The sequence below is a fragment of the Sinorhizobium sp. NG07B genome, from assembly GCF_002532005.1.
GTDB lineage: Bacteria > Pseudomonadota > Alphaproteobacteria > Rhizobiales > Rhizobiaceae > Sinorhizobium > Sinorhizobium fredii_C.
The window spans coordinates 255,632-279,022 of the sequence record NZ_NWTD01000005.1; the positions used below are offsets into that span (position 1 = coordinate 255,632).

The 23,391-nt window shown below is 64.1% G+C and carries 10 protein-coding genes; 4 read left to right on the top strand and 6 right to left on the bottom strand.

Going from position 1 to position 23,391, the window contains the following annotated elements:
* Positions 1-117: 117 nt before the first annotated feature.
* Both pyc and CO664_RS19125 read right to left on the bottom strand, forming a co-directional pair.
* Positions 118-3,573: a pyruvate carboxylase gene (gene pyc, locus CO664_RS19120; protein ID WP_097539623.1), complete on the bottom strand. Its 3,456-nt coding sequence runs from the start codon at positions 3,571-3,573 to the stop codon at positions 118-120.
* Positions 3,574-3,757: 184 nt separating this feature from the next.
* Positions 3,758-4,498, bottom strand: coding sequence for an autoinducer binding domain-containing protein (locus CO664_RS19125; RefSeq protein WP_037390409.1), 741 nt, complete (start codon positions 4,496-4,498; stop codon positions 3,758-3,760).
* 368 nt (positions 4,499-4,866) lie between these two features.
* Here CO664_RS19125 and CO664_RS19130 point away from each other — a divergent pair, with 368 nt between their 5' ends.
* The gene (locus tag CO664_RS19130) at positions 4,867-6,624 is read left to right on the top strand and encodes a glucan ABC transporter ATP-binding protein/ permease (RefSeq protein WP_097539624.1); all 1,758 of its coding nucleotides are present in this window, start codon (positions 4,867-4,869) and stop codon (positions 6,622-6,624) included.
* Between the two features lie 572 nt (positions 6,625-7,196).
* Here the strand turns inward: CO664_RS19130 and CO664_RS31240 are convergent.
* From CO664_RS31240 to CO664_RS19150, 4 genes are all read right to left on the bottom strand, one after another.
* Positions 7,197-7,523 carry a nitrilase-related carbon-nitrogen hydrolase gene (locus CO664_RS31240; protein ID WP_272938897.1) on the bottom strand — a complete coding sequence of 109 codons (327 nt, stop codon included), beginning with the start codon at positions 7,521-7,523 and terminating at the stop codon, positions 7,197-7,199.
* A gap of 131 nt (positions 7,524-7,654) precedes the next feature.
* The gene (gene opgC, locus CO664_RS19140) at positions 7,655-8,809 is read right to left on the bottom strand and encodes an OpgC domain-containing protein (RefSeq protein ID WP_097526076.1); all 1,155 of its coding nucleotides are present in this window, start codon (positions 8,807-8,809) and stop codon (positions 7,655-7,657) included.
* A gap of 195 nt (positions 8,810-9,004) precedes the next feature.
* Positions 9,005-17,617 carry a cyclic beta-(1,2)-glucan synthase gene (gene ndvB / locus CO664_RS19145; RefSeq protein WP_097539625.1) on the bottom strand — a complete coding sequence of 2,871 codons (8,613 nt, stop codon included), beginning with the start codon at positions 17,615-17,617 and terminating at the stop codon, positions 9,005-9,007.
* A 346-nt stretch (positions 17,618-17,963) separates the two neighbouring features.
* Positions 17,964-18,857, bottom strand: coding sequence for a LysR family transcriptional regulator (locus CO664_RS19150; RefSeq protein WP_037418277.1), 894 nt, complete (start codon positions 18,855-18,857; stop codon positions 17,964-17,966).
* Between the two features lie 112 nt (positions 18,858-18,969).
* On the opposite strand from CO664_RS19150, the gene CO664_RS19155 reads away from it, so the two are divergent.
* The 3 genes from CO664_RS19155 to CO664_RS19165 are packed head-to-tail and all read left to right on the top strand — an operon-like array spanning position 18,970 to position 23,385.
* Positions 18,970-20,370 (top strand): VOC family protein, encoded by a 1,401-nt coding sequence (locus tag CO664_RS19155; protein ID WP_097539626.1) that lies wholly within the window; start codon positions 18,970-18,972, stop codon positions 20,368-20,370.
* Between the two features lie 13 nt (positions 20,371-20,383).
* Positions 20,384-21,805 (top strand): FAD-binding oxidoreductase, encoded by a 1,422-nt coding sequence (locus CO664_RS19160; protein WP_097539627.1) that lies wholly within the window; start codon positions 20,384-20,386, stop codon positions 21,803-21,805.
* A gap of 47 nt (positions 21,806-21,852) precedes the next feature.
* On the top strand, positions 21,853-23,385 hold the full coding sequence (locus tag CO664_RS19165) for an aldehyde dehydrogenase family protein (protein ID WP_097539628.1): 1,533 nt from the start codon (positions 21,853-21,855) through the stop codon (positions 23,383-23,385).
* The last annotated feature ends 6 nt before the right edge of the window (positions 23,386-23,391 follow it).

Consider the following 23,391-nt stretch of genomic DNA (forward strand, 5'->3'; position numbering starts at 1 on the left):
GCCCGAGGATGACGACGGGGGAAGCTGGGCTCCGCTGCAGACCGTTGCCACCTTCGCCTTACAGCAAATACAAACGGCCGGATCACTCCGGCCGTTTGTATTGAAGGGTTGCCCCTATCAGCCAAACACCACCAGCAGATCCTTGGCATCGATCTGATCGCCGGCCCGGACCAGCACCTCGGCAACGACGCCATCCTTCTCGGCGTGCAGCGCCGTCTCCATCTTCATCGCCTCGATGGAGAGCAGCACGTCGCCGGCCTTGACCGGCTGGCCGGGGTGAACCGCGACGGTCGAGATGACGCCCGGCATCGGCGCGCCGAGATGGGCGGCGTTGCCGGCTTCGGCCTTGCGGCGGATGGCGGCGGAAGCGCCACGGTTGCGGTCCGGCACCTTGATCGAGCGCGGCTGGCCGTTCAGTTCGAAGAACATCTTTACCATGCCCTTCTCGTCAATCTCGCCCTGCGCCTGGTTGAGGATGACCAGCGTCTTGCCCTTCTCGATATCGGCGAAGAGCTCCTCGCCCGGCGCCATGCCGTAGAAATAGGCGGGCGTCGGCAGCACGCTGACCGGACCATAGGTCTCGCAGGCCTGCGTATAGTCGGTGAAGACCTTCGGATACATCAGGTAGGAAGCGAACTCGAAGTCATCGACGCTGCGGCCGAGCTTCTCCTCGATCGTCTTGCGTTCCGCGTCGAGATCGGCCGGCGGCAGCAGCGAACCCGGCACCGCCGTATAGGGCGCCTCGCCCTTCAGCGCCTTCTTCTGCAGCGCCTCCGGCCAGCCGCCCGGCGGCTGACCGAGGTCGCCCTTCAGCATCGACACGACCGAATCCGGGAAGGCGATGTCCTTCGCCGGGTTCTCGACGTCGGCAACCGTCAGGTCCTGGGAGACCATCATCAGCGCCATGTCACCGACCACCTTCGAGGACGGCGTCACCTTGACGATGTCGCCGAACATCTGGTTGGCGTCGGCATAGGCCTGCGCCACCTCGTGCCAGCGGGTCTCGAGGCCGAGCGAGCGGGCCTGTTCCTTCAAATTGGTGAACTGGCCGCCGGGCATTTCGTGCAGGTAGACTTCAGAGGCCGGCCCCTTGAGGTCGCTCTCGAAGGCCGCATATTGGTGGCGCACCGCTTCCCAGTAGAACGAGATGCGGCGGATCCACTCCGGGTTCAGCCCGGGGTCGCGCTCGGAGCCCGACAGCGCCTCGACGATCGAGCCGAGGCAGGGCTGCGAGGTGTTGCCGGAAAGCGCATCCATCGCCGCGTCGACGATATCGGCGCCGGACTCGACCGCCGCCAGCACCGTCGCGGCGGCGATGCCGGACGTGTCGTGCGTGTGGAAGTGGATCGGCAGGTCGGTCGCGTCCTTCAGTGCCTTGAACAGCACCCGGGCGGCGGCCGGCTTCAGGAGACCGGCCATGTCCTTGACGGCGATGATATGGGCGCCGGCCTTCTCCAGCTCCGCCGCGAGATCGGTATAGTATTTGAGGTCGTATTTTGGCCGGGCGGAATTCAAAATGTCGCCGGTGTAGCAGATCGCCGCCTCGCAGATCTTGTTCTCCTCGGCGACCGCATCCATCGAGACGCGCATGTTGTCGACCCAGTTCAGGCAGTCAAAGACGCGGAACACGTCGATGCCGCCCTTGGCCGCCTGGCGAACGAAGTATTTGACGACATTGTCCGGATAGTTCTTGTAGCCGACGCCGTTGGCGCCGCGCAGCAGCATCTGCAGGAGCAGGTTCGGCGCGCCCTCGCGCACCATCGCCAGCCGCTCCCACGGGTCCTCGGTCAGAAAGCGCATCGACACGTCGAAGGTGGCGCCGCCCCAGCATTCGAGCGAAAACAGGTTCGGCAGCGCCCTTGCATAAGTGCCGGCGATCCGGGCGATGTCATAGGTGCGCATGCGCGTCGCCAAGAGCGACTGATGGCCGTCGCGCATGGTCGTGTCCGTCAGCAGCACCTGCGGCTGCGCCTTCACCCATTCGGCGAATTTCTTCGGCCCGAGCGCGTCGAGCTTCTGCTTGGTGCCGGGCTTCGCATCGCCATTGATGAACGGCACGACCGGGGCGGCGATATCGTCGTTCGGCTTCGGCCGGCCCTTCGCCTCCGGATGGCCGTTGACGGTGACGTCGGCGAGGTAGGTCAAAAGCTTGGTGGCGCGATCCTGGCGCTTCACCTGCTGGAACAGCTCCGGCGTCGTGTCGATGAAGCGCGTCGTGTAGCTGTTGTCCTTGAACTTCGGGTGGCCGATGATGGCTTCCAGGAAGGTCAGGTTGGTGGCGACGCCGCGGATGCGGAATTCGCGGAGCGCCCGGTTCATCCGCTGGATCGCCTCGTCCGGCTTCGGCGCCCAGGCGGTGACCTTTTCCAAAAGCGGATCGTAGTAGCGGGTGATCACCGCGCCGGAATAGGCGGTACCGCCGTCCAGGCGGATGCCGAAGCCGGTGGCGCCGCGATACGCGGTGATGCGGCCATAGTCCGGGATGAAGTTCTGCTCCGGATCTTCCGTGGTGATGCGGCACTGCAGCGCATGGCCGTTGAGGCGGATGTCTTGCTGCTTCGGCACGCCCGATTCCGGCGTGCCGATGGCAAAGCCGTCGAGGATGTGGATCTGCGCCTTGACGATATCGATGCCGGTGACGACCTCGGTCACCGTGTGCTCGACCTGGATGCGCGGATTGACCTCGATGAAGTAGAATTTGCCGGTGTCGGCATCCATCAGATACTCGACCGTGCCGGCGCCGATATAGTTCGTCGCCTCGGCGATCTTCAGCGAGTAATCAGCGAGTTCCTGGCGCTGGGCCTCGCTCAAGTAGGGGGCCGGGGCGCGCTCGACGACCTTCTGGTTGCGCCGTTGGATCGAGCAGTCGCGCTCGAACAGATGCACAACATTGCCGTGCGTATCGCCGAGAATCTGGCTTTCGACGTGGCGGGCCCGCTCGACCAGCTTTTCCAGATAGACCTCGTCCTTGCCGAACGCGGCCTTGGCCTCGCGCTTGGCCTCGGTCACCTCGCGGATCAGGTCCTTGGGGTCGCGGATCGCCCGCATGCCGCGGCCGCCGCCGCCCCATGAGGCCTTCAGCATCACCGGATAGCCGATCTCCTCGGCCAGCCGCTTGATCTCGTCGGGATCGTCGGGCAACGGCTCGGTCGCCGGCACGACTGGCACGCCGATCGAGATCGCCAGGTTGCGGGCCGCCACCTTGTTGCCGAGCTGGCGCATCGTCTCCGGCTTCGGTCCGATGAAGGTGATGCCGTTTGCGGCACAGGCCTCGGCGAATTCCGGGCTTTCCGACAAGAGCCCATAGCCCGGATGGATGGCGTCGGCGCCCGACAGCTTGGCGACGCGGATCACCTCGTCGATCGACAGATAACTCTCGATCGGCCCGAGGTCGCGGGCAAGATGCGGGCCGCGTCCGACCTGATAGCTCTCGTCCGCCTTGAAACGGTGCAGTGCCAGCTTGTCCTCCTCAGCCCATATCGCGACCGTTTTAAGCCCCAGCTCATTGGCCGCGCGGAAGACGCGGATGGCGATTTCGGAACGGTTGGCAACAAGGATCTTCGAAATGGACAAGTCGGACTCCTCATAGACTTGGAAACGCGGAATGCTGCACCCGCGAAAAGAACTATTAGCGAGTCAAGGAATGAAGTGCAATTTCAGATGCGACACGAAGCCTAACCCATTGGGTCATGGCGGAGCTTCGGATCGTACGGACAGTTCCAGAAGGAGTCTGGGGCGGCGATTTTTACTTGAGAAGCTAGGAGATCAGCCCCAGCCGGAAGGCGATGGCAACCGCGTGATGGCGGTTCTTCGCCTTCAGCTTTTCCTGGATGCCGTTCATGTACCAGTCGACCGTGTGGCTCGAAATGTCGAGCACCTTGCCGATGTCGTTGGAGGTCATGCCGTCGGCGAGATAGTTCAGCGCCTCCATTTCGCGCCGCGTCATCTGCACCTCGACGCGCGAGACGAGCTCCGCCATGATCTCCGGATCGGTCAGCTCGAGCAGTTTCCAGAACAGCCGCTTGGCGATCGCGTCGAAAAGGCTCAGTTCCACCGGGCTCAGATCGACCACCCGGCCGCCGACGGTCAGGTTGCCCATCAACCCGCGCCGGCCGTGCACGGGAAAGATGTAGCCGTCGAAAAGCCCGTGATTGCGGGCCTCGACCATCATGCTTTCCATGCGTTTGCGGTGCGGGTCGGAGCGGAAGGCGACGAGCGTGTCGCGCCAGCGGAAGCCGCGCTGGGCGTGGCCGAGATAGCGGATCGTCGGGTCGATGACGACATATTTCTTGCGGATGTAGATCTGCGGCCAACCCTCCGGCCATCGGCCGGCGAGCAGCAACCGCAGCGGGTTCTCGTGCGGCTTGGGCTGGCGCACGACGCCGTAAAAATCGAAGCCGCAGCGGTCGAGCAGCCGTTCGAACTCGGGCAGGATTTCCTCGCGCGTCTTCATCTCCTCCAGAAGCGCCAGAAACTGTACGAGCAACGTTATATTCATGGAACACCCTGTGGTCGGAACGGACAGCGAGCGCTTGCGAATTCTTCTATGAACACGCCGTTCAGAAGCCATTCATGTTGCAACCGCGATAATTCTTCTTATCACGCCCGGTCCTGTACGAAACCTGCAAAAAATCGGAGTCGTGGCAAGAGATTGCGAACGATGGATCGTCCACCAATTCCTCCCTTGGACCGGATGATCAAGCCGTCTGATTTGCCCGCTCCGCGTTTTCCGCAGGTTTTTCTCAAGGGCCGTCTCGCGCGGCTTTGTCGGTCTACCAGGGCAATCCTGCGCTGATCGGCAAGGGCGCAACGCAGTGCCGCAGGACTGTTGCGGCAGAAAATCCGATGCCCAGAAGGGGTGAGACAGTGTCTTTATTCCAGGTGTATGCAAGAGCGCTTCAGTATCTTGCTGTCCACAAATTTCGTGTCGGGGCGATCGTCATCGCCAATATCGTCCTGGCTGTCATCACGATCGCCGAACCCATCCTCTTCGGCCGTATCATCGACGCGATCTCCACGCAGAAAGACGTCGCGCCGATGCTGCTTATGTGGGCCGGCTTCGGCGTCTTCAACACGATCGCCTTCGTGCTCGTCTCCCGCGGGGCCGACCGCCTTGCGCATGGCCGCCGGGCGACGCTGCTGACGGAAGCCTTCGGCCGAATCGTCTCCATGCCGCTCTCCTGGCATAGCCAGCGCGGCACCTCCAATGCGCTGCACACGCTGCTGCGTGCCTGCGAGACCCTCTTCGGCCTGTGGCTCGAATTCATGCGCCAGCACCTTGCGACCGCGGTGGCGCTCGTACTGCTGGTGCCGACCGCCTTCGCCATGGACTTCCGCCTGTCGATGGTCCTCGTCGTGCTCGGCGCCGCCTATGTGCTGATCAGCAAGGCCGTGATGAAGCGCACGAAGGATGGCCAGGCTTCGGTCGAGAACCATTATCATACGGTCTTCTCTCACGTCTCCGACTCGATCAGCAACGTTTCCGTGGTTCACAGCTACAACCGTATCGAAGCGGAAACGCGGGAACTCAAGAAGTTCACCGAGCGGCTCCTCTCCGCGCAGTTCCCGGTGCTTGACTGGTGGGCACTGGCGAGCGCACTCCACCGCGTCGCCTCGACCATCTCGATGATGGCGATCCTCGTGATCGGCACCGTCCTGGTGCAGCGCGGCGAACTGGGCGTCGGCGAGGTCATCGCCTTCATCGGCTTCGCCAACCTGCTGATCGGCCGTCTCGACCAGATGAAGGCCTTCGTGACGCAGATCTTCGAGGCGCGCGCCAAGCTCGAGGACTTCTACAAGCTCGAAGATTCGGTCCGCGAACGCGATGAACCGGCCGGCGCCCAGGAACTCACCCGCGTCGTCGGCGAAGTCGAGTTCCGCGACATCTCCTTCGACTTCGCCAACTCCGCTCAGGGCGTGCGCAACGTCTCGTTCACGGCCAAGGCCGGCCAGACGGTCGCGATCGTCGGCCCGACCGGTGCTGGCAAGACAACGCTCGTCAACCTGCTGCAGCGGGTCCATGAGCCGAAGCACGGCCAGATCCTGATCGACGGCGTCGATATCTCGACGGTGACGCGCAAGTCGCTGCGCCGTTCGATCGCCACCGTCTTCCAGGACGCCGGCCTGATGAACCGCTCGATCGGCGACAACATCCGCCTCGGCCGCGAGGATGCTTCGCTGGAAGAAGTGATGGCCGCCGCCGAGGCTGCCGCCGCGAGCGACTTCATCGAAGGCCGCCTCAACGGCTACGACACGATGGTCGGCGAGCGCGGCAACCGGCTCTCCGGCGGCGAACGCCAGCGGATCGCCATTGCCCGCGCCATCCTCAAGAACGCGCCGATCCTGGTGCTCGACGAGGCGACCAGCGCGCTCGACGTGGAAACCGAGGCGCGCGTCAAGGAGGCGATCGATGCGCTGCGCAAGGACCGCACCACCTTCATCATCGCCCACCGCCTGTCGACGGTGCGCGAGGCCGACCTGGTAATCTTCATGGATCAAGGCCGGATCGTCGAAATGGGCGGCTTCAGCGAACTCAGCCAGAGCAACGGCCGCTTCGCGGCGCTGCTCAGGGCAAGCGGTATCCTGACGGACGAGGATGTCCGCAAGAGCCTCACGGCGGCGTGACGCCCATCTTGCCTGCGAACAAACGAATGCCCCGGACCCGTTTCGGGGCATTTCCTTTTGGGGCAATGCGATGGCCGCGGAAGGCGCATGTGCTTCTCGTCCGCGCGAGGTTAATAGACGCTCCTGTCTAGGCTTCTCGGGTCGTCCACCATCTTTTCCCGGTAAATGTCTCCCTGCCTTGCCTTGGCATGCCAGGGGCGCGCTCTTTGAAGCGCGATTTCATAAGCTGGATCTGCCCGATCGAGCATTGCTACCGCGAGGCTCGGCTCAAGTGCGTCCGAGCCTCGACTGATCCACCTCCCATCGGTGCCGATCATCCCACCGGCCCCCTCATGGGCAGCCTGTGCTGGCGTCACGGCCGCTATCCAGACGCAGTTCAGCCCCGCATACGCCTGCAGCGCGATTTGGAAATGTGGGGAACTGCCATAGGAGGAAAATAGAACCGCATCGACACCAAGACGCTCGTACTCGGCGAATATCTCCGGAAATTGCGACTCGATGCACACCGCGCAGCCGAACGATAACCATCGACCTCGAACGTGACCGGCTGCAGTCCTAGCGTATACCAGCCGTCAAGCTCGCAGAGATCTCTTATCGTATCTCGTCAGCAGCTTCCCATCGTCCGCGAACACGTAGAGGCCGTTGTGCGGCGGGTAGGTTCCGCAGAGCCGATGCGCAGCACCGACGACAGCAAAGATGCGGAATTGCCTGCAGACTTCGGCCATACCCCGAAGCGCGGTTTCCTGTCGATCCCAATCGAAGTCCCGCCAATGATCAGGACTTCCTATTTGCGCCTTCCCGTAGCCCGACAGCGCGCCTTCGCAGAAGCTGATCAGCCGCGCGCCTTGAAGCGCCGCGCTCCTGATCATCTCGCCTATTGCAGTTGCGTTTTGCGAAATCGCCGCCGATGCCGGCGTCTATGCTGTGGGCACTTTCAAGGAATGAGCCCTCCACATCCGCTAATCGATGAGGCCTCGGACGCATCTTACGCCACATCGAATTCATGCAAATCGACCCAATCCGTGCGCTCTTATGCCACCCTCAGCGGCTTCGTACTCCCTACCTCCTTCAGCCAGTCGAGGTAATAGGCATAGACGAAGTGCAGGCCGATACCGGCGACGACGAAGAGGGAGCCGATGATCGGGTTCTTGCCGGTGACGAAGAGCAGCACCTGCCCCGCCATGGCGAGGATCGTTCCGAAGATGAAAACCGCCAGGGAATTGCGCCCGATCATCACCAGCGGATGATTGGTGTCGAGCCGCGTCAGGCGGCTGACGAGTGGAGTGATCGCCAAAAGGTAGGAAAGCGCCAGCACGTGCAGCAGCCGCGTCAGCGACAGGAAGGTCTTGTCGAAGCCGGTGAGCACTGCCGGCAGGCCGAAGGAAAGGTCGATGTTCCACCAGGAAAACAGCACCCAGGCGGCCGATATCATCAGATAGGCTGCGGAAGGCGCGATCAGCCACCAGCTGCGCGGCAGGCTGCCGCCGCGGCGCACATGGGTCATCGCGATGATCCCGATCACGAACAGGAACTGCCAGGACCACGGATTGAGGAACCAATAGCCCTCGTCGAGGAAATTGTACGGCACCAGCTTGAAGCAGCCGGCGGCCAGCCAAAGCGTTGCCGAGAATCCGAACAGCAATCGCGGGCTGACGGCATTCAGCCACAGCATGCCGGGCAGCATCAGGAACAGCACCGCATACATCGACAGGATGTTGTTGTAGCCGAGCTGGTGGCCGAGCAGCACCATGGCGACGATGCCCTGCTCGGCCTGATCGACGATCGGGCGGATGTTGATCTCGCCGATCAGATCCTGGCGGCCGAAATAGAGGGCGCCGCCGGCGAAGATTGCCAGCGTCACCACGCTCGTCATGATATGCGCGACATAGAGCGTCAGCGCCCGCCGCCACACCTTCAGGGTCAGCGCCAACCGCGCGCCCGCCACGAACCGGCCGCAATAGGCGACGCCGACCGAAAGGCCGGAAATCAGCACGAAGGCCTCTGCCGAGTCGGAAAAGCCGATGTTCTTGTGGGTGAGGTATTCGAGATACTGGCCCGGAACGTGGTTGATGAAGATCGTCAACAGGCAGAGCGCTCTAAACACGTCGAGGCGTGTGTCGCGCCCTGTCGTGACCGGGGCGGTTCCGATCCGGTCTATGCCGCCCCAAGAAGTCTTTTGCAGCATGCGGTCCTTATCCGGGATTTGGCGCCCCGCCCCACCCCTTGTTGAAAACCGGACGCCGCCGCCCTCAAAGGGCGCTTGGCAGCGTCGATGAAATCGCGGCCCGAAAGTCAGGGCGCGCTCCAAAATTGGCGCAAAGAGAAACCGGCCTCGCACGTTCGGTACAAAGCCGGTTCCTCTCCGATTCAATTCCGGCGCTTACAGCAAAATGCCTTCATGCGCGTTTTTTGTGACACTATTATTGACGCTGACGATCACCCCACCGGTTTTTTTGTCGCGGCTGACGGAAATCCGGTGCGTGGCGCCGTTCAGCCGGACGTCGGCGGAATAGCCGTCCCACTGTTCGGGCAGGACCGGCTGGATCGCCAGCCTGTCGCCTCGCTGGCGAATGCCGAGGATGCCCTCGAGGCCGGCGCGGTAGAGCCAGCCCGCCGAACCCGTATACCAGGTCCAGCCGCCGCGGCCGGCAATCGGGCCCTCGCCATAGATATCGGCGGCGACCACATAGGGTTCGACGCGGTAATGCTCGGCGTCTTCGCGACTGCGCGCATGCGATATCGGGTTCAGCATCTGGAAGGCCCGCCAGGCTTCCTCCGGCCGCCCCTGGGTGGCGAAGGCCAGCACGACCCAGGTGGCCGCATGGGTATACTGGCCGCCATTCTCGCGCACGCCCGGCGGATAGGACTTGATGTAGCCCGGATCCTGCTTGGTCTTTTCGAGCGGCGGCGTGAACAGCCGGACGATGCGCTTTTCCGGATCGACGAGTTCCGCCAACACAGCGTCCATGGCGCGCCTGGAACGCTCCGCGTCACCCTCGCCCGAGAGCGTGCTCCACGATTGCGCGATCGAATCGATCCTGCATTCGTTGTTTTCCGCCGAGCCAAGCGGCGTGCCGTCGTCATAATAGCCGCGGCGATAGTAGTCGCCGTCCCAGCCGGCCTCGTCGAGCGCCCGCTTGACGATATCGAGATGCGTCTCCCAGCGCGCGATGCGGGCTTCGTCCTTGCGTTCGCGCGCATGAGGCAGGAAGGCCCGCAAGGCGCCCGCCAGGAACCAGCCGAGCCAGACGCTCGTGCCCTCGCCGGCCTCGCCGACGCGGTTCATGCCGTCGTTCCAGTCGCCGCCGAGGATCAGCGGCAGGCCGTTGGCCCCGGTCCGCTTGATGGCGAGATCGAGAGCGCGGGTGCAATGCTCGTAAATGTCGGCGACCTCATCGGCGATTTCCGGCGTGTAGAAGCTGTCGTGCTGTCCCTCCTCGAGCGCCGGCCCGACAATGAAGGGCAGCTTCTCGTCGAGAATGTCCTTCGTGCCGGTGACCGTGCAATAGTGCGCCACCGCATAGGCGAGCCAGACGACGTCGTCGGAAATCATCGTGCGGACGCCGGCGCCGGAGCCCGGCAGCCACCAATGCTGCACGTCGCCTTCGACAAACTGCCGGGAAGCGGCGTTCAGCACTTGCGCCCGTGCCAGTTCGGGCCGGTGCGTGAGGAAGGCGAGCGTATCCTGCAATTGATCGCGGAAGCCGAAGGCGCCGCTCGCCTGGTAAAAGGCCGAGCGTGCCATGATCCGGCAGCCGAGGCTCTGGTAGGGGAGCCAATGATTGACCATGTGGTTGAAGGCCCGGTCGGGTGTCTTCACCTTCACGACGCCGGTGAACTCGCTCCAGAAGGCCTTCGACGCCTCCAGCGTTCCGTCGAAGGAACCGACACGCAATTCTTGGAGAATTCCGTCCACCTGGTCTTTGCTGTCGGCGTCGCCGAGGAAGAAGGTGATCTGCCGCTCGGCGCCCGGCTCGATGGTGAGATCCGTCGCAAGCGCGGCGCAGGGATCGCCGTCCACTTCCATCGCCCCGGAAAGCTCGGCCCCCGACAGCACGGCCTGCGCGGCAAGGATTGCGCCGCTCCGGCCGAGGAACTCGCGGCGGCTCGCCGTGTAGCTCGCCGGCGCGCCGTCGATGGCGAAGAAGGCCGTCCGTCCGGCATAATCGATGCTATAGGGATTAGTCGCGAGAAGCGCCTTCGAAGCAGCCTGCCATTCGCTGAGCACGAAAGGCGCGGTGCGGCTGCGATTGTTGCCGAGCACCCACTCGGCATAGCCGTAGATGCGCAGCTTGCGGGTCGCCGAACCGCGGTTCACGATCGACAGCCGGACCAGCTTGGCCGGCAGCGACCGGTGCACGGTATGGGCCGCTTCGATCTCGAGCTCGTCCTGCTTGCTCCTGAAGAGCGAATAGCCAAGGCCATGGCGCGCCTCGAAGATCGCCGACTTGCGCCGCGAGAGCGAAGCATAGGGCGTCAGCACCGAACCGCTGGACATATCGCGGATGAAGATCGCCTCGCCCGGACGGTTGACGACGGCGTCGTTGGTCCAGGGGGTCAGCTGGTAGTCGCGCGAGTTGCGGCTCCAGGAGAAGCTTGCCCCCTCGGCCGAGACGTGGAAGCCGAAGCCCTCGTTGGACATGACGTTGATCCACGGGTGAGGCGTCGCTTCGCCGCCGCGCAGCCGCACGACATATTCGCGGCCGTCGTCGGCAAAGCCGCCGAAGCCGTTCCAGAACTCGAGATCCTCGCCGGAGACGGTCGCCTCCCGTCCGCCGGCTCCATCCTGGTTCACCGGCAGCAGCATCTGCGGCCGCTCCTTCGCCTCTTCCGCAGGCTTTGCGTAGAGGGCGGCGGCCCGGGCGATCTGGTCGGTGATCGTGCCGTTTCGGGCGTGGAAGACGGCACGCGAAGCCGAGATCAGCGTCGACCATGTCTCCGGCTCCATCAGGTCGCGGCGCACCGCGAAGATGTGCTGGCGCGGGCCGTCCGACAGGCCGCGCAGCCTCAGGTTCTCGCACATCGAATCGAGCGTGTGCTGCAGGTCCTGCGCATAGGACGAGGCGCGCTCGTTGATCACCACCAGATCGGCGGTAATGCCGCGGGCCCGCAAATATTCCTGCGCGCGGAGCGCCTCGCGGGCGATGTTGAGATCGCCGTCGTCGTTGATCCTCAGGCAGAAGATCGGGAAGTCGCCGGAGATCGCCAGCGGCCATAGCGCCGCCTGGGAGGCGAGGCCGCTCTTGACGCTCGCCGAGTCGGCGCGAAGATGCATGTCCGGATAGACGAGATAGCGGCCGAGCATCTGGAAGCTCGCCGCCTCCTTCGAGCTGATCCCGACATGGCGCATCTGCACCTGGCTGCGGGTCCAGGCATGGATGAGTTCGTGATTGAAGGTTTCCGGGTGGCGATAGCGGTCTATCGCCCGGTCGACCGCCTCGCGGTCCGGGGCGGCGATCGTCCAGAAGATGACGCTGACCTTCTTGCCGGCCGGAACCCTGACGACGCGCCGGAGCGCCATGATCGGATCGAGCGTATAGCCGTCCGTGCCCGACAGGCTCACGCCCGGGTCGAAGGCAGCGGCCTCCGACAAAGTGCGGCCCTGGCCGAGGAAGCGGCGACGGTCGGTTTCCGCCTGGGTGTGGCGCTCGCTGCCGGCATTGTCGGTGATGAGATGCGCGACCTCGATATCGGGATCGCCGGGGCCGCGCTTGTTGCGCGACACCCGGATGACGTCGCCCTGCCGGCTGATCTCGGTGCGGATGAACATTTTCGAGAAGGCCGGATGCGCGCTGTCGGCGTCTTCATAGGCAAGCACCGGCTCGGCATAGGAGGTGACCTCGATGAAGCGGTCTTCCGTGCCCGTATTGAGCAGAATCACCCGGCGGCCTTCGGCATCGTGTTCGGTGGCGACGATGCATTCGACTTCGCTCGTCAGATCGCCGACTGTCTTTACGAATTCGGCCTTGTCGTCGCCGAAGCGGGTCAGCGTCTTCTCGCCCTCGATGCGGCGCGGCTCGGCGGTCGCCGACCACCACTCGCTGGACACGGTGTCCCGCAGGAAGATGAACGTTCCCGTCCTGTCTTCTACCGGATCCGGTTTCCAGCGGGTGACCGCCTGGCCGTTCCAGCGCGCATAGCCGGCGCCATTCGCCGTCAGCATGATCGAATAGTGGCCGTTCGACAGGAAAACCGTCTCCCGATCCTGCGACAGCGGGTCTTCGATGACCCGGACCTCCGGGCGAAGCAGGTCGGCTTGGCCCTTGCCGAGCGATTCGGGCTCGCGCTTGGCCGCCATCACCGGAATGTCGCGCGGCGCCTTCTCCTGCAGCAGCAGTTCCGCCGCCTCGATGACCGGGTCGGCGTGGAACCATTCGCGCAACTGTCCATTGAAGACGACGTTCGCGACCGCGGCGATCGACATGCCATGGTGGTGGGCATAATAGTTGCGCACGACGGCGCATTTCTGCCCTTCGGGCACCCGCGTTGGCGTGAAATCCACCGCATCATGGTAGCCATAGGCACCCAGCGCCCCGACCTCGCGCAGGCGCGCGAGATTGGCGAGCGCCGACTTCGGATCGTACATGCAGGCGAGAATCGACGCATAGGGCGCGATCACCGCGTTCTGGCCGAGACCGCGCTTGAGGCCAAGCGTCGGCACGCCGAAATTGGTGTACTGGTAGGTCAGTTCGTGGTCGCGCGCGTTGAACGCAGCCTCGGAGATTCCCCACGGGGTGCCGAGACGCCGGCCATGGTTGATCTGCTCCTGCACCACCAGATTGTTCGTCTGGTTCAGGATGCCGCCCTGGCGCTCCTGCATGACGAGCGGCGGCATCAGATATTCGAACATCGAGCCGGACCAGGAGACGAGCGCGCCGCGCGCACCGATCGGCACGATCGGCCGTCCGAGCTTGTACCAATGCTCGGTCGGCAGATCCCCCTTGGCGATCGCAAACAGGCTGGTCAGCCGCGCTTCCGAAGCCAGGAGGTCGTAGCAGGCCTCGTCGAGCTCGTTGGCGTTCACCCGGTAGCCGATCGACAGCAGCCGCCGCTCCGGCCGGAACAGGAAGCTGAAATCCATCGAGAAGGCGATGTCGCGGGCCCGGTCCTTCAGCACCAGCAGGCGCTGGCGCAGCGAATCGATCGCACCCAGATCGAAGACGCCGTCGGCGATGTGCGCCTCGCAGGTCGCCACCAGCGAGCCCGCCCACTTCGCCACTTCGCCGCTCTGGGCGCTGCGGACCTCGTGGTCGAGATTGAGGGTCAGCTTGTGCATGTCGCGGGCAAGCACCGCCAGGTTGATGACCCGGATCGACGCGAATTCGTGCTCCCGCTTGACCGCGGCAAGCGCGTTCTGAAAGCCGGCGATACGCTCTTCGATCAGCTTCCTGAGGGGCCGGACAGTCTTGCGGTCGTCCGGCAATTCGGCCAGAACCTCGGCAAGGATCGCCGCTACGTCGCCGATGCCGTCGAGATTGCCCTGGACATGGGCGGAGGGCGCCTCGGCCCATTCCCGGCACATGGACGAGACCGAGATCAGGTGACCGGCGAGATTGCCGCTGTCGACCGACGAGATATAGCGCGGCTCCATCGTTTCGAGGCCCCGCGTGCGGTACCAGTTGAACAGATGGCCGCGGTATTTGGGCATGCGATCGATCGTCGCAATGGTCTGCTCGAGCCGGGTGATCGTCTCCTCGAAGCCGATCCAGCCGAAGGAGCGCGCCGACATTACCGAGAGAAGATAGACGCCGATATTCGTGGGCGAGGTGCGTTCCGCCAGCACCGGTTGCGGCGTTTCCTGGAAATTGTCCGGCGGCAGGAAGTTCTGCTCGGCGGTGACGAAGGTCTCGAAATAGCGCCAGGTGCGCCTGGCGATCTTGCGCATCTCGTCGATCGCCTCGTCGGAGACGACGAGCTGGTCTTCGGTTTCCGCCGACTGGCTGACGAACCATGCGACCGCCGGCGACGCCGCCCAGACGAGGGCAAAGGGAATGCCGATGAAGGGCAGCCCGGTGTCGGAGATGGCGGCGAGCGCTAGCGAGACGAGGGAGAGAGCCGGCGCCGTCCACATGGCGCGGAAATAGTCGCCGATCGAGCCATGGCCGGCGCTCTGGACCTGCGCGGCCGTGCGCCACTCGAGCATCAGCTTGCGGCTGACGAAGGTGCGGTAGAGCGAGCGGACGATCGCGTCCGCCATCATCGCCGCATTGTGGGCGATGAAGACGATGCGCAGGGCGACCTGGGCATTGGCGGCACGGATGTCGGAAAGCACCGTGTGGATATGCGCGCGGGCGACGATATCGTTGCGGCGCGGCATGATGCCGTTGATGAGCGACAACGTCGGGGCGACGAACAGGCTGAAGATCAGCACGATCTGCCAGATCAGCGCATCCGCCGGCTCCATGTAGTACCAACCCATGACGGAGGCCGCGAGCCAGGCGACGGGGATCAGCGAACGGCGCAGGTTGTCGTACATCTTCCAGCGGCCGAGCATGGAGAGGCCGTTCGCCACGCTGAAGATGTAAGGCAGGAGCTGCCAGTCGCCGCGCGCCCAGCGGTGCTGGCGCGACATTTCCACCTCGTAGCGGGTCGGAAAGTCCTCCACGAGCTCGATGTCGGTGACCAGCGCGCAGCGCGCATAGGAGCCCTCGAGCAGGTCGTGGCTGAGCACCGCATTTTCTTCGATGCGCCCCTTGAGCGCAGCTTCGAAGGCATCAACGTGGTAGAGGCCCTTGCCGGTGAAGCTGCCTTCATCGGTGATGTCCTGGTAGACGTCGGAGACGGTGAAGATATAGGGATCGATGCCGCGGTTGATCGAGTAGATGCGCTGGAAGGCCGAGGCCTCGCTGCCCGTCGTCAGCGACGGCGTCACGCGCGGCTGCAGCAGGCTGTAGCCGGCGACGACCTTCTGGCCATGGGGATCCACGACCGGCCGGTTGATCGGGTGGTAAAGCTTGCCGACCAGCTTCGTCACCGCGTCGCGCATCAGGCGCGTGTCGGAATCAAGCGTCATGACATATTGCACGCCCTCCGGCACGGTGTTGGCGCCCTGGAGGAACGAGGTGTCGCGATCGCCGCGCAGCAGCAGGTTGAGCTCGTGCAGCTTGCCGCGCTTGCGCTCCCAGCCCATCCAGGCGCCTTCGGCCTCGTTGTAGAGCCGGCGGCGGTGCAGCAGGAAGAAGCGGGTCCTGCCGTCATAGGCGTAGCGGGCCGAGAGCGCCGCCACCTCGCGCTTCGCATATTCGAGCACATCCGAATCGGCGGGCGTCTCCTCGAATTTGCTGTCTGCCCAGTCGCTCAAGAGCGCGAAATAGATCTCGCCGCGCGGGTTGGCGAGATAGTGGACCTCGAGATTGCGCACCAGTTCGTCGACGTGGTCGCGCTTGGCGATCAGGCACGGCACCACGACCAGCGTGCGGGCATCCTCGGGTATGCCGTCGAGAAATTCGTAGCCGACGAGCCGCGACGGCCTGACAAAGAGCGTGACGAGCGTGTTGAACAGGCCCATCGCGCCCTCGGAGGCCGGGAGCGCGAAAAGCAGCAGCATGATCAGCTTGGCGCCGCTCGGAATGTCCATCGGGCTGACGAAGGCATAGACGGCGATCATCGCCAGGATGGTCAGGAGGATGTTCGGCCCGGCGATCGCAAACCAGTCCAGCTTGCGCACCAGGCGGATCATCCGCTGCAGCACCGACGGCGAATAGCCGATCCGCCTCTCCAGATCCTTGCGGCGTTTGCCGACTAGGAAAGCGCCGACATTCGGCTCATGCAGCGGAGCCTCGACGGCGGCGGCGGCCTTCGCCTCCTCGACCATCTCGATCGCGGTTTCGGTGACCTCGTGCTCGCTGTAGCCGGACCGGCGGGCGAGCTTTTCGATCGTGTCGCGATACTTGTTGCGCGAGCCGAAATCGAGCGCCGAATAGTCGGAGCCTTCGCGCAGCGTCGCGTCGATCTTGCTGACGCTCTCGAACCAGACGGCCCAGTCGGTGTCGTCGATTTCGCGCAGGCCGCGAATGATGTTGCTCATCGTCGCATTGCCGGACGACAGGCGGTTCTGCTCGGCAACCAGCGCCTCCTCGACGTCGGTGCCGCGGCGCTCCAGCCGCTCCTCGATCCAGGCGATGACCGCGCCGGAGGTCTGCGACCCGTCGCGCATGCGGTAGAGAAGCTGGGCGATGAAGGTATTGTCGGCGGCGAGCGCTTCCGAGTCCGCCAGCAGCGCCCGGCATCGATCCGGATCGCCGAGGCGGATGATCTGGTCGGCCACCTCGTTCGCCTTCCGCCGCATGCCGCGTGAGCGTTCGACGCGGATCGCGATGCGTCTGAGGTTTTCGATGAGCACGAAGCGAAGGATCGACGGCAGTGCCCACAACTCGCCGATCTTTAAGGTCTCATGCTCCTGGAAGCCTTCCACCATCGCGGTGACGGTCTCCCGCGAAACTGTGCTGTGCGTGTGGGCCACAAAGAGCCAGGCAAGCGCCATGGTGCGCGGTATGGTCGTTCCGGAGACCGACAGCGTCGGCAATTGGCGGTAGAATTTTCGCGGAAAGTCGCGCCGGACCTCCTGGATCGCTTCCTCGACGACGTGGTGGTTGTCGAGCAGCCACTCGGCCGCCGGAGTGATCGAGGCCCCGGCTTCGACATCGGCCGCCGTCGCCCGGTAGACGCGGAAGATTTCCTTTTCGTTCTCCCGATGCCTGGTGCGGAACTCGAAGGGAAAGAACCCCGGCAGGGAGGAAACGCCGTTCAACGCAAGCTCGGCCCCGCATGCCCTGAGGTCGTCGATCGAGAAATAGGTCGAACGGATCGAATCGTTGTAATCGATTTGCTTCGCTTCCGGTTCGCGCGGTGTGTTGGACGACGTCGTTTGTTGCAGCATGGGTATGGATTCTTGTTCCAACCGGGGTTGATGGGCCCGGTTCTCGTTGATCTGCCGAAGTGGCTGCGGCCCGGAAGATCCAGGCGGCGCCGGCGCGTTTCTAGACACGGTCATGTGTCCCCCATCCGCCCTCATCATCCCGGGGCCGGGTACCCGCGGAAGCAGGCGCCGGCCGGGACCTGGGGCTTAGATATCGCAAAGCCGACGGCGCGCTGGATGTCACGGCCGCGTGATGCATGAAAGTGGCATTTTTTAGCCGCAGTGCCTTCGGCTTGCAAGGATTGCGAGCACCGTCTTGGACGATTTGCGCGGGACGGCCGCGGCAACGATGCGGCGCGGCGGCGCGCTCCCGCTGGCTCGATGAATGCTTCCCTCAAGTCCGGCCCCTTCCTGGTATATGGCAGCGTCGCAATCCCAAGGGGGACCCACGGAAAGGCTGCTTTCCACCCTCCCCGCTGCGTCAGCCGACCTGCTCGCTGATCCATTCCCGGAAGGCGCGGCTGATCGGGTTTTCCAGTTTGCCTTCCGGCACGACGAGATAATAGCTGTTTTCCGTCTGCATCGGTCGATCGAGTACAATCCGCAGCGTGCCTGCGGCGAGTTCCTGCTCGATCAGATAACGGGGCAAAAGGGCAAAACCGAGACCTGCGGTAGCCGCTTCGATGACCATCGCGAATTGGTCGAAGCGGTTGCCCCGATAGGCACCGTGACTGTCGATGCCGTTCGCATCGAACCATTGCGCCCAGAGCTTCGGCCGTGTCGCGAGATGAAGCAGCGGGCCGCCGCCGATGTCTTCCAGCGCCTCGACCGAATTCGCGGCGAGAAGCGTCGGACTTGCCACCGGCACGATGACCTCGCTGCAGAGATAGCTGCAGGTGGCTCGCGCCCAGACCGGCTGGCCGTAGTGAATCGCCAGATCGAAATTCTGCTCGTCGAAATCGAACGGTGCGGAGCGCGAGGCGATGTTCAACACCGTACCGGGATAGCGCCTCAGGAAATCGGGCAGGCGCGGCACCAGCCAGCGGCTGCCGAAGGTCGGCAACGAGGCGACCGAAAGGCTCGAATCGGCCCGCGCCGAGGCCATGGCGCGCACCATCAACTCCTCGGTCTGGTGTAACAGGCGGCGAACTTCCGGCAGGAATTTCTGGCCCGCATCCGAGAGGATGACCCGCTGGCGGACCCGCTCGAAGAGCAGCACGCCCAGCTGCGTTTCAAGATCCTTGATCTGCCGGCTGACGGCGCTTTGGGTGAGATTGAGCTCGGCCGCGGCCTGGGTGAAGCTGCCGTGGCGCGCTGCGCATTCGAAGGCCTGCAGCGTCGTCACGTCGGGAACCAGTCGTCGGCTTAACTTCATTCCAGCCTCGCATCAACATAGTCGGAAGCAACGCGATCAAAGCCCGTCACCTTCCGATATGATCAGAATTAAGAATGATCTTGTCGTCACCCTTAGCGCGAGGCGAGCCCCAGTGAAAGAAAATAGTTTCGTGTCCGCCGACGATATCCGCTCGGCCTTTTCCGCCGCGATGTCGGCGATGTATCGCAACGAGGTTCCCGCCTACGGGACGCTGATGGAACTGGTGGCGAAGGTCAATGCCGACACGCTTTCGGCGGATGCGGCGCTCAAGGAGCGTCTCGAGGCGACCGATACGCTCGACCGTATCTCCGAGGAGCGGCACGGGGCGATCCGCCTCGGCACACCGGCGGAGCTCTCGATGATGCGCCGGGTCTTCGCCGTGATGGGCATGTATCCGGTCGGTTACTACGACCTTTCCACCGCCGGCGTTCCGGTGCACTCCACCGCCTTCCGCCCGGTCGGCGAGGCGTCGCTGAAGCGCAATCCGTTCCGCGTCTTCACCTCGCTGCTGCGGCTGGATCTGATCGCCGACGAGACGCTGCGCTCCGAGGCCGACGCGATCCTCAAGGAGCGCCGGATCTTCACGCCTGCCGCGGTCGAACTCACCGAAAAGGCCGAGCACGACGGCGGGCTCGACAAGAAGGATGCCGAGCGCTTCGTCGCCGAGGTACTGGAGACCTTCCGCTGGCACGACAAGGCCAATGTCAGCGCCGACATGTACAAGCGCCTGCATGACGCCCACCGACTGATCGCCGACGTCGTCTCGTTCAAGGGGCCGCATATCAACCACCTGACGCCGCGCACCCTCGACATCGACCGTGTGCAGGCGCTGATGCCGGAATACGGGATCGCGCCGAAGGCCGTCGTCGAAGGGCCGCCGACCCGCCATTGCCCCATCCTGCTCCGCCAGACGTCCTTCAAGGCGCTCGAGGAAGCCGTTTCCTTCCTCGACGCCGGTGGCGGCTGGAAGGCTGGTTCCCACACGGCCCGCTTCGGCGAGATCGAACAGCGCGGCATAGCGCTGACCCCCAAGGGCCGCGGCCTCTACGACCGGCTGCTCGATGAATCGCGCCGCATCGTGCGCCCCGCCGCCGATGGCTCCAATGCCCGGGATTATGAAGCGGCGCTCGCCGACGCATTCAGGGGCTTTCCGGACAGCTGGGCGGAAATCCGTGAAGCGGGTCTCGGCTATTTCAGCTATTCTCTGACCGAAAAAGGCCGGCAGACGAAGCTTCCCGGTCGCCGCGATCTCGACAGGCTGATCGCCGAAGGCCTCGTTCAGTTCGATCCGATCGTCTACGAGGACTTCCTTCCGGTCAGCGCCGCCGGTATCTTCCAGTCGAACCTCGGCGACGCCGCGCAGCAGGAATTCGTCGCAAGCCCCAACCAGAAGCGCTTCGAGACGGATCTCGGCGCCGCCGTTCTCGATGAGTTCGCCCACTATGCCGGCATTGAAAAGGCATCGATCGAGGCCTGCCTTAAGGCCTTGACCGCCGCCGTGGCCGCCGAATGACGACAGGTCAAGGATGATTGAACAGGACCATATGGACGCGCTCGTGCAGCTCCTTGGCGACAAGGGCGTCGTTGAGCGCCAGCAGGATATGGAAGCTTATGAGGTAGGCGCGCGCTACGACCGCGGTCGCGCCGCCGCCGTCTTGCGTCCAGCGACGACGGCCGAAGCTTCCGCCGCGGTTTCCTATTGCGTGCGCAACGGCATCGCGCTCATCCCCCAAGCCGGCAATACCGGCCTCGTCTCCGGCTCGACGCCCGATGGTTCCGGCACTGAAATGGTGCTCAGCCTCGATCGGCTCACCCGCCGTTTCGAGCTCGACCTCGACAATCGCTCGGTTCGCGTCGATGCCGGCTTCCGTCTTTCCGATCTCAACAGGAAGCTCGAGGAGCACGACCTGTTCTTCCCGATCGACCTCGGCGCCGATCCGCGTCTCGGCGGCATGATTGGCACCAACACCGGCGGCTCGCGTTTCCTGAAATATGGCGACGTCCGCCGCAACACGCTGGGCCTGAAGGTGGTTCTTGCCGACGAGGCAGGCACGGTGCTCGACCTCGACTCGGAGCTGCGCAAGAACAATACCGGCGTCGACTGGAAGCAGCTCTTCATCGGCACCTCCGGCGCCTTCGGCATTGTCACTGAGTGCGTGCTCAACCTCGAGCGACTTCCGAAGCAGGTGGCGACCGCCTTCCTCGTGCCGGCAAGCGGGGCGCAAGTGCTGCCGCTCTTGAAGGCCGTGGAAGAGCGCCTCGGCGCCTATCTTTCCGCCTTCGAGGGCATGTCGAAAAACGCCATCGCCGCCGCTTTCGCCCATGTGCCGTCGCTCAGGAATCCGTTCCAGGGCGGCAATATTCCCGACTACGTCATCCTCGCCGAAATCTTCCGAACATGGGCGCCGCGCGAGGGCGAGCAACCGCTCGATGCGGTTCTCGAATCTGCGCTGGCGGAAATCTGGGAGCTGGAGGAAGCGCCGCTCGCCGACGCCTTCATCGGGCGGCCGCACGAGACCTGGGCACTGCGCCATGCGCTTTCTGAGGGCGTAAAGCACCTCGGCAAGCTGATCGCCTTCGATCTGTCGTTCCGCCGGGGTGACATCATGGCCTTCTGCGACCATATGAAGGCGGAAATGCCGGAGAAATTTCCCGGCGTGACGGTTTGCGATTTCGGCCATATCGGCGACGGCGGCGTTCACTTCAATCTGGTCGCTGCGAAAGATAGCCCGCTATTGACCGATGCGACCTTCGAACAGCGCCTGCGCGAATGGGTCTTCACGGTCGCGGTCGAGCAATATCGAGGCAGCTTCAGCGCAGAGCATGCAATCGGTCGCCGCAACCAGGCAGTTTACGATCTCTACACGCCGGAAAAACTGAAAGAGATGGCCGCCGGCCTGAAGACGATCACCTCGCCGGGCAAGCTCGGCAGCGTGCGCTTCGGTTAGGTCGCCGCGCAGCCCGCGCCAACAAGGAAAACACGGGAGTTAGACAGATGAACATTGCAGCGAAGAAGATCGATGTCGCAAAGGAGGCAGCCGCCCTCCTCGACAAGATGGGTGTAGCCAAGGAGCTCTATACGGGCGGTGACATGCCCTCCTACAGCCCCGTCACCGGCGAGCAGATCGCCAGCCTCAGGACCGTTTCGGCCGCCGAAGCCGCCAGGAAGATCGAGAAAGCCGATGAGGCCTTCCGCGCCTGGCGGCTGGTGCCGGCGCCGAAGCGCGGCGAGCTCGTCCGTCTGCTCGGCGAGGAGTTGCGCGCCTTCAAGGCCGACCTCGGCCGCCTCGTCTCGCTCGAAGCCGGCAAGATCCCGTCGGAAGGTCTCGGCGAAGTCCAGGAAATGATCGACATCTGCGATTTCGCCGTCGGCCTTTCCCGTCAGCTCTACGGCCTGACGATCGCCACCGAGCGTCCGGGCCACCGCATGATGGAAACCTGGCACCCGCTCGGCGTCGTCGGCATCATCTCGGCCTTCAACTTCCCGGTCGCCGTCTGGTCGTGGAATGCGGCACTGGCGCTCGTCTGCGGCAATGCCGTCGTCTGGAAGCCGTCTGAAAAGACGCCGCTGACCGCCCTTGCATCGCAGGCTATCCTCGAACGCGCCCTCGCCCGCTTCGGCGATGCGCCTGACGGCCTCTCCGAGGTGCTGATCGGCGACCGCACGATCGGCGAAGTGCTCGTCGACCATCCGAAGGTTCCGCTCGTCTCGGCAACCGGCTCTACCCGCATGGGTCGTGAGGTCGGTCCGCGGCTTGCCAAGCGCTTCGCCCGCTCGATCCTCGAGCTCGGCGGTAACAATGCCGGCATCGTCTGCCCCTCCGCCGATCTCGATATGGCGCTGCGCGCCATCGCCTTCGGCGCCATGGGCACCGCCGGCCAACGCTGCACGACGCTCCGCCGTCTGTTCGTCCATGAAAGCGTCTACGACCAGCTCGTGCCGCGGCTGAAGAAGGCCTATCAGTCGGTCTCCGTCGGCAACCCGCTGGAATCGGCCGCGCTGGTCGGACCGCTCGTCGATAAGGCCGCCTTCGACAACATGCAGAAGGCGATTGCCGCGGCCAAGGCGGAGGGCGGCGCGGTAACCGGCGGCGAACGCGTCGAGCTCGGCTACGACAACGGCTACTACGTCAAACCGGCGCTCGTCGAAATGCCGAAGCAGGCAGGCCCCGTGCTCGAAGAGACGTTCGCGCCGATCCTCTATGTCATGAAGTACAGCGACTTCGACGCGGCGATCGCCGATCACAATGCGGTCGCGGCAGGCCTCTCGTCGTCGATCTTCACCCGCGATATGCAGGAATCCGAACGCTTCCTCGCGGCCGACGGCTCCGACTGCGGCATAGCCAACGTCAATATCGGCACGTCCGGTGCGGAGATCGGCGGCGCCTTTGGCGGAGAGAAGGAGACCGGCGGCGGCCGCGAATCCGGCTCCGACGCTTGGAAGGCCTATATGCGCCGCGCCACCAACACGGTGAACTATTCGAAGGCTCTGCCGCTGGCGCAGGGCGTGTCGTTCGACATCGAATAATCATCG